Origin of the sequence: Kitasatospora sp. NPDC048540 (assembly GCF_040651175.1) — a bacterium.
Taxonomy (GTDB): Bacteria; Actinomycetota; Actinomycetes; order Streptomycetales; family Streptomycetaceae; genus Kitasatospora.
Genome location: NZ_JBEZIR010000214.1, coordinates 1 through 7,586 on the forward strand (window position 1 = coordinate 1; position 7,586 = coordinate 7,586).

General features: G+C 75.5%; 7 protein-coding genes. 3 read left to right on the forward strand and 4 right to left on the reverse strand.

The features are described from left to right. Positions 1 to 68: 68 nt before the first annotated feature. A complete protein-coding gene (locus AB0D08_RS39530; protein WP_359895176.1) occupies positions 69 to 1,022 on the reverse strand; it encodes a diacylglycerol kinase in 954 nt (317 codons plus the stop codon). Beyond that, the gene (locus AB0D08_RS39535) at positions 1,019 to 2,599 is read right to left on the reverse strand and encodes an FAD-binding oxidoreductase (RefSeq protein ID WP_359895178.1); all 1,581 of its coding nucleotides are present in this window, start codon (positions 2,597 to 2,599) and stop codon (positions 1,019 to 1,021) included. The genes AB0D08_RS39530 and AB0D08_RS39535 overlap by 4 nt, the downstream gene beginning before the upstream one ends. Before the next feature lie 77 nt (positions 2,600 to 2,676). Here AB0D08_RS39535 and AB0D08_RS39540 point away from each other — a divergent pair, with 77 nt between their 5' ends. Together AB0D08_RS39540 and AB0D08_RS39545 are read left to right on the forward strand one after the other, a co-directional pair. Continuing rightward, positions 2,677 to 3,285 (forward strand): TetR/AcrR family transcriptional regulator, encoded by a 609-nt coding sequence (locus tag AB0D08_RS39540; protein ID WP_051811461.1) that lies wholly within the window; start codon positions 2,677 to 2,679, stop codon positions 3,283 to 3,285. Further along, positions 3,282 to 4,832 (forward strand): glycerol-3-phosphate dehydrogenase/oxidase, encoded by a 1,551-nt coding sequence (locus AB0D08_RS39545; protein ID WP_359895180.1) that lies wholly within the window; start codon positions 3,282 to 3,284, stop codon positions 4,830 to 4,832. Before AB0D08_RS39540 ends, AB0D08_RS39545 begins: the two co-directional genes overlap by 4 nt. Before the next feature lie 52 nt (positions 4,833 to 4,884). On the opposite strand, the gene AB0D08_RS39550 is transcribed toward AB0D08_RS39545, so the two are convergent. Both AB0D08_RS39550 and AB0D08_RS39555 read right to left on the reverse strand, forming a co-directional pair. Continuing rightward, positions 4,885 to 5,673, reverse strand: a complete 789-nt coding sequence (locus AB0D08_RS39550; protein ID WP_149038226.1) for a hypothetical protein — start codon at positions 5,671 to 5,673, stop codon at positions 4,885 to 4,887. Positions 5,674 to 5,782: 109 nt separating this feature from the next. Further along, on the reverse strand, positions 5,783 to 6,577 hold the full coding sequence (locus AB0D08_RS39555) for a metal-dependent hydrolase (protein ID WP_033821204.1): 795 nt from the start codon (positions 6,575 to 6,577) through the stop codon (positions 5,783 to 5,785). A 190-nt stretch (positions 6,578 to 6,767) separates the two neighbouring features. Between AB0D08_RS39555 and AB0D08_RS39560 the strand changes: the two genes are divergently transcribed. Then, on the forward strand, positions 6,768 to 7,586 hold an 819-nt coding region (locus AB0D08_RS39560), incomplete at its 3' end, for an RNA ligase family protein (protein ID WP_359895182.1).

Consider the following 7,586-nt stretch of genomic DNA (forward strand, 5'->3'; position numbering starts at 1 on the left):
GGCCGACCGCAAGTGCGGTCGGCCGCCTCCGGCGTGTGACGAACGGAACAGCTTGCGGGGCTCCCGGCTCAGCCCGGCACCAGCAGGGACAGCGACTTCGGCACCACCCGCACCTCGGCCGGCAGCGGGCCGGCGAAGTCACCGTCGGTGTAGGCGTTGATCCCCGCCGACTCGATCCGCAGGGACGCGGTGCGGTGGGTGGAGACCTCCGGGTGACGGACGTGGGTGCCCTTGAAGACCGTCGGGAAGAAGCGCACCAGCCGCCGCCGGCGCATCGCGCCGACCAGGGTGATGTCGAGCAGGCCGTCGGCGTGGTCGGCCTCCGGGCAGATCAGCATGCCGCCGCCGTAGCTGCGGGTGTTCCCGATGGCGGCCAGCGTCAGCGGGCGCTCGACCACGGTGCCGTCGGCCAGCACCAGCCGGAACGGCAGTGGCCGCAGCCGGACCAGCTCCAGCAGGATGGCCAGGTTGTAGCGCATCCGCCCGCGCGGGCGGCGCAGCCGGTTGGCGCGGTCGCTGACCAGCGAGTCGAAGCCCGCGGCCAGCACCGAGCCGAAGAACCGGCCGACGCCGTCGGCCGTCTCGACCCGGCCGGTGTCGACCCGCAGGACGTGCCCGGCGGCGACCACCTCGGCCGCCGCCTCGGGGTCCTTCAGCGGCAGCCCGTACTCGCGGGCGTGGTCGTTGCCGGTCCCGGCGGGGATCACCCCGAGCGGCACCCCGGTGCCGGCCAGCGCCTGGATCGCGAGCGCGATCATGCCGTCGCCGCCGGCCACCACGAGGGCGTCGACGCCCCGGCCGACCGCTTCGCGGGCGAGGCGTACCGCGTCGTCGGGGTCGTTGCCGCTGACGGCCAGCACCTCGATGCCGAGGTCGCGCAGCCGGGCGGTGGCCCGCCGGGCCGCGAGGTCGGCCCGTCCCCCGCCGGCGGCGGGGTTGGTGAGGACCACGACGGTGCGGATCTCCCGGCGCTGCGGCTCGCCGGTCCCGCCCGCGCCGGCTCCGTCCGCCCCGGCGGTCACGGGATGAGCTTTCCGGGGTTCAGGATCCCGGCCGGGTCGACGGCGCCCTTGACCGCGCGCAGCACGGCGGCGCCGAGCTCGCCGATCTCCTGCGGCATCCACGGCCGGTGGTCGGTGCCGACGGCGTGGTGGTGGGTGATCGTCCCGCCGTTGGCCATGATCGCGTCGCAGGCGGCCGCCTTGGCCGCGGCCCACTGCTCGATCGGCTCGCCCTTCTGGGCGCCGAGCACGGTGAAGTACAGCGAGGCCCCGGTCGGGTAGACGTGCGAGATGTGGCACATCACCAGGGAGGTGGTGCCGCCCGCCTGGAGGGCGTTCTGCAGGGCTTCGGTGACCGCGCCCTTGAGCCGCTCCAGGTTGGCCCAGGAGGTGGCGGTCTCCAGGGTCTCGCACAGCGCGCCGCAGTCCAGCAGCGCGTCGCGCAGGTACGGCGCGTCGAAGCGGCCGTGCTCCCAGGCGCGGGCCGGCTCCTCGCCGAGCGAGGTGCCGCCGGCCGCCAGCAGCAGCTCCCGGGTCAGCCGGTGGCGGGCCGCGGTCTGCTCGGTGGTGCCCTCGAAGACGGTGACCGCCAGGCAGCCGGTGGCCACCTGCCCGCCGCCGATCTTCGAGGTCATCGCCAGGTTGACGCCGGTCTCGGTCTCGTCGGACAGCCGCAGCACGGTCGGCCCGGTGCCCTGCTGCTCGACGGCGCGCAGCGCGGCGGCGCCGGTGGCGAAGTCCGGGAAGTTCCAGGCCTCGTGGACCTTGACGGCGGGTACCGGGTGCACCCGCAGCCGGACCGCGGTGATCACGCCGAGGGCGCCCTCGGAGCCGATGAACAGCTGGCGCAGGTCGGGGCCGGCCGCCGAGGCGGGGCCGCGGCCGAGGTCGAGCACGCCGGCCGGGGTGACCACCCGCAGGCCGCGGACCATGTCGTCGAAGCGGCCGTGGCCGGCCGAGTCCTGGCCGGAGGAGCGGGTGGCGGCGAAGCCGCCGATGGTGGCGAACCGGAAGCTCTGCGGGTAGTGGCCGAGTTCGAAGCCGCGCTCGGCGAGCAGTTCCTCCGCGCGCGGCCCGGTCAGCCCGGCGCCCAGGGTGGCCTCGCCGGAGACCTCGTCCAGCTCCGTCAGGGTGTCGAAGCGGCGCAGGTCCAGCGAGACGACGGCCGCGAAGCCGCCGCGCACCGGGTCGAGCCCGCCGACCACGCTGGTGCCGCCGCCGAACGGGACGACGGCGATCCGGCGCTCGCCGCACAGCGCGAGCACGGCCGCGATCTCGTCCTCGGTGCCGGGCAGCACGACCGCGTCGGGGGCGTCCTGCTCCGCGCGGCTGCGGCGGCGCAGCAGGTCGGGGGTGGACTTGCCGCCGGCCCGGGGCAGCCGGTCGGCGTCCGCGGCGCTGACGTGGCCGTCGCCGACGATGGCGGCGAGGGCGGCCAGGTCCTCGGCCGCCAGGCTGCTCGGGCGCAGCCGGACCTCGTCGGCGGTGGGCGCGGCGCCCTCCTGCGGCGAGACGCCGAGCAGCTGCTCCAGCAGTGACCTGATGTCGGCGGAGAGCGGCTTGGCGAGGGCCGGGTCGCCCCAGGCGTTCCACGCCATGGGCGGCTGGGGCAGTGTCGCCGGTCGGCCCGGTCCGGTGTGCGCTTCAGATGGCATGCGTTACAGTTTTCCACATCATGTCAAGTAGTCACATCGAGCCCTCGGGGCCCGGCGGCAGCGACGGCGCCGCCCGCAGTGTCGACGACGCGATCCTGGACGCGGCCGCCGACCTGGTCGTCGTGCTCGGCCCGCGACGCACCCAGCTGGCCGAGATCGCCCGGCGCGCCGGGGTCAGCCGGCCCACCGTCTACCGCCGCTGGCCTGACGTCCGCGCGGTGGTCGGCGCGCTGCTGACCCGGGAGATCCGGGCCACCCAGCAGGCCGCGGTCCGGGCCGGGGACGACCGCGAGTCGGTGGTCGCCTGGATCGTCGAGGTCGCCGTCGCCGTCCGCGACCACCCGGTGCTCGGGGCGCTGCTGCGCTCGGACGCCGACCTGCTGGTCGAGTACGTCGTCGAGCGGCTCGGCACCAGCCAGCGCGGCCTGCTCGACGCGCTGTCCGAGGCGGTCGAGCTCGGCCAGCGGCACGGGTCCATCCGCCCCGGGGAGCCGGCCGAACTGGCCGCGATGGTGCTGCTGATCGCCCAGTCCACCGTCCAGTCCCACCGCATGGTCGCCCAGCTGCTGCCCGAGGCGGCCTGGCGCCGCGAACTGGCCATCGCCCTGAACGGATACCTCACGCCATGACCGACCGCCCCGGTACGACCGCCCTCAACGCCCGGCGCCGTGCCGGGGACCTCGACGCGCTGGCCGCCGGCGAGCCCGTCGACCTGCTGGTGATCGGCGGCGGGGTGACCGGCGCCGGAGTCGCGCTGGACGCCGCCTCCCGCGGCCTGCGCACGGTGCTGGTGGACGCCCACGACCTGGCCTTCGGCACCAGCCGGTGGAGCTCCAAGCTGGTCCACGGCGGCCTGCGCTACCTGGCCTCCGGCCGGATCGGGGTGGCCCGGGAGAGCGCCGTCGAGCGCGGCATCCTGATGACCAGGACCGCACCGCACCTGATCCGCGCGCTCCCGCAGGCCGTCCCGCTGCTGCCCTCGGTGGGGCGGGGCATGTCGGCGCTGGTGCACACCGGTTTCCTGGCCGGGGACGCGCTGCGGGTCAGCGCGGGGACCCCGGGCTCGGTGCTGCCGCGGGCCCGCCGGGTCGGGCCGGCCGCGGCGGCCGCGCTGGTGCCTGCGGTGCGCACGGCCGGCCTGCGCGGCGCCCTGGTCGCCCACGACGGCCAACTGGTCGACGACGCCCGGCTGGTGGTGGCCATCGCACGGACCGCCGCGCAGCACGGCGCCCGGATCCTCACCCGGGTGCGGGCCGGGCAGGTCACCGGCACCTCGGCCGAGCTGACCGACACCCTGACCGGCCGGAGCATCCGGGTCACGGCGGGCGCGGTGGTCAACGCCACCGGGGTGTGGGCCGACCAGGTGGACGACTCGATCCGGCTGCGGCCCAGCCGCGGCACCCACCTGGTCTTCGACGCGGCCGCGTTCGGCCACCCGCGGGCCGCGCTGACCGTCCCCGTCCCCGGCTCGACCAGCCGGTTCGTCTTCGCGCTGCCGCAGCAGCTCGGCCGGGTGGTGCTCGGCCTGACCGACGAGGACGCCCCCGGCCCGGTGCCGGACGAGCCGGTGCCCACCGACCGGGAGATCGACTTCCTGCTGGCGACGGTCAACACCGCACTGGACCGGGAGCTGACCCGGGCCGACGTCCGCGGCGCCTTCGCCGGGCTGCGGCCGCTGATCGACGCCGGGGGCGGCGAGACCGCGGACCTGTCGCGCCGCCACGCCGTCCGGCGCTCCCCGTCGGGGGTGGTGACCGTGGTGGGCGGCAAGCTGACGACCTACCGGCGGATGGCCCAGGACGCGGTGGACGAGGCGCTGCGCGGGCTCGGCGCCGCGGCCGGGCCCTGCCGGACCGCCCGGCTGCCGCTGGTGGGCGCACCCGCGCACCCGGACAGCGAGCCGGCGCCGGACGGCGCGGTGCCCGCGTCGCTGACGGCCCGGCACGGCGGTGCGGCGCGGGCGGTGCTGGCGGCGGCCCGGCTGGACCGTCCGCTCGACCCGATCGCCGACGGCCTGGACGTCACCCGGGCCGAGGTCGAGTACGCGCTCACCCACGAGGGCGCCCTGGACGCGGCGGACGTGCTGGACCGCCGGACCCGGATCGGCCTGGTCGGCGCCGACGCGGACCGGGCCCGGGGCGCGGTCGAGGAGATCGTCGCCGCACTGGCCGGCTGACGCCGGCCGGCCGCGGCGGGTCCCGGTGGACCCCGCCGCGGCCGTGGCGGGATCAGTGCCCCTGGGCCTTGAGCTTGGTGAGCATCGCCGTCATGGCGGCCGTGGTCTGCGCGCGCAGGTCGGCGAGGGAGGCGTCCTCGGTGCCGTCGAGGTAGGCGTTGAGGGTGACGCCGCCCTTGCGGACCGTCAGCTGGTAGTAGGGGAGCTTGGCGCCGGTCTTGTCGTCGGCGTACCGGACCTTGCCTTCCTGCGCGTACGCCTCGTCGGCGAGCGGGAGGGCCGGGGCCGGCACCTCGTGCTCGTCGGTGTCGGTCTCGCTGCCGTCGTCGCTGGTCCAGGTCGGGCAGCGCTTGACCACGCCCCGCGAGGTGGTGAAGTCCTTCTGCGCGTCGGCGACGTCGCCGAAGACCAGGGCGCTGGTGGAGCCGAGGTGGTCGACCAGGTCGGCCTTGCCGGCTGCCGGGACCTTGACCAGGCGGGTCATCGCCCCGGCGAGGCTGGCCGGCGCCTTCCCGAGCACGCCCTTGCAGTTCGCGTCGGTGACGTAGTAGTCCAGGCTCGGGTCCTCGTACGGGTCGTCCTCGGTGTAGCCCTTGCCCCACTCGGCCGGGCCGAGCGTGATCCCGGCCGCCACCTTCGCCGCGTCGCCGCCGGCCGGGGCCTTGCCCGCGCCGGCCGTACCGGTGGCGGCGCCGCCGGTGGTCGCCCCGGCCGCGGCGGAGGCCGCCGGCGGCGGCGTCCTGAGGCCGCCCTTGTCGGAGTTGCAGGCGGTCAGGAGCAGGGCGGGGGCGAGCCCGCCGACGGCGGCCAACGCGATTATTCGCATACGTGTCTGATTCACGGTCACCTAGTGAACCACCGTGCCGACCCGGCGAACAAATAGGTTCGACCGCCACCCAGCAGGTGCCGGTCGAACCTGGGGAGTGCCCGCGCCCGCGGGCCCGGTGCGGTCAGCCGAGGTAGCCGAGCCCGCCCAGCGCCCCGATACCGCCGAGCACCATGAAGACCGGCGTCAGCACCTTCAGCTCGACCCAGCTGCCGGCCCGGAACCGCATCGCCTTCGGCGGGCCGATCGGGTACCAGCGCTTGCGGCCGATCGGGATCGGCCACATGATCGGGCAGCCCGAGACCGTCAGCGCGTCACCGATGCAGTGCACCAGCGCACCGAGCACGATCGGCAGGCCCACCCACAGGTACTGCTGCCCCGGCGCGGTGAACAGCCAGTCGGAGCCGTTGCCGGGCTTGTCGAGGATGTCGGCGATCATCCAGGCGCTGCACACCCCGAGCAGCCACACCAGGATGTCGCTGGACATCCGGGCGGCCTTCCACAGCAGACCCTCGATGGCCAGCACCATGTGCACGAACAGCACCGCCAGCACACCCCAGCGCCCGCCGAACCAGCAGACCGCCGCCGCGCCCGCCCCGCACATCACGGCCCACACCCAGGTGTGGGTGAGCGTGCGGTGGCCGCCCGAGCGGCGCGGGTCGCCCGGCTTGCGGGTGGACTTGTAGGCCGCGTACGAGAGCTTGTCGATGATCTCGCACAGGTTGCGCGAGACCGGCCCGAAGGCCCTCGATATGGTGGCGGCCTTGTGGTCGAGGTCGGGTGCGAGCGCCGCTCCGGCGCAGATCAGCGCTCCGGCGAGGAGCACCGGCCACGGCATCGGGTTGTCGAGGGCGGCCGCGGCCGCCCCCACCCCCAGCCAGGCCGCTGCACCGGAGAGCGCATGCGCCGGTCCCATCATGGCGATAACCGTCCCTTGGTCAGTTCCCAGGTGCGCCGCGCACCTGACGGTGCCGCAGCATACCGGCCGCCGATCATGGCCGGTCACCGGGTGTCCGGGCGGCCGGACGGCGGCCCGAATTCGATGGCCCGGCGGGTGCCGCCGGACCTACCCTGACCTCGGCCGACCCATCCGTCACCGGGAGCACAGCATGCGGACGCACTACCCACGCACCCCGCATCTGCCCTGGTCACCGGGCGCCACCCCGGACGATCTCCGGACCGCCGACCTGGCCGGGTTCCGCGGCCTGGAGGTGGTGGTCACCGAGAAGCTCGACGGCGAGAACACCACCCTCTACCCGGACGGCCTGCACGCCCGTTCGCTGGACTCCGCCCACCACCCCTCCCGCGCCTGGGTCAAGGCCCTGCAGGGCCGGATCGCCCACGCCATCGGCCCGGGCCTGCGGGTGTGCGGCGAGAACCTGTACGCCCGGCACTCGATCCCCTACGACGACCTGGAGAGCTACTTCTACGCCTTCTCGGTCTGGGACGGCGGGCACTGCCTGGACTGGGACGCCACCGTGCGCTTCGCCCGCCGCCTCGGCGTGCCGCTGCCGCCGGTGCTGTGGCGCGGGGTCTTCGACGAGCGGGCACTGCGCGCGCTGCGCCTGGACACCGCCCGCCAGGAGGGCTACGTGGTGCGGACGGTGGCCGGCTTCGAGCGGGCCGAGTTTCCGCACCGGGTCGCCAAGTGGGTGCGTCCGGCGCACGTCCGCACCGACACGCACTGGATGCACGCCGCCGTCGTCCCCAACGGCCTCGGGCCGCGCGCCGCCCTCTGGGACACCGCCTCGGGCGCCCCCGTCGACCCGGACGCGCTGCTCGCGGCCCTGGCGCTCGACCCCGAGGGGCCCGAGGGGCCCGACGACCCCGTCGACCCGGGATGGGCGTGCCCCCTGCGAGTATCAAGCAGCAGTTCGACACCATTGACTGTACGGACGCTGCGCAGCGTACCGATCACCAGGCCTCTC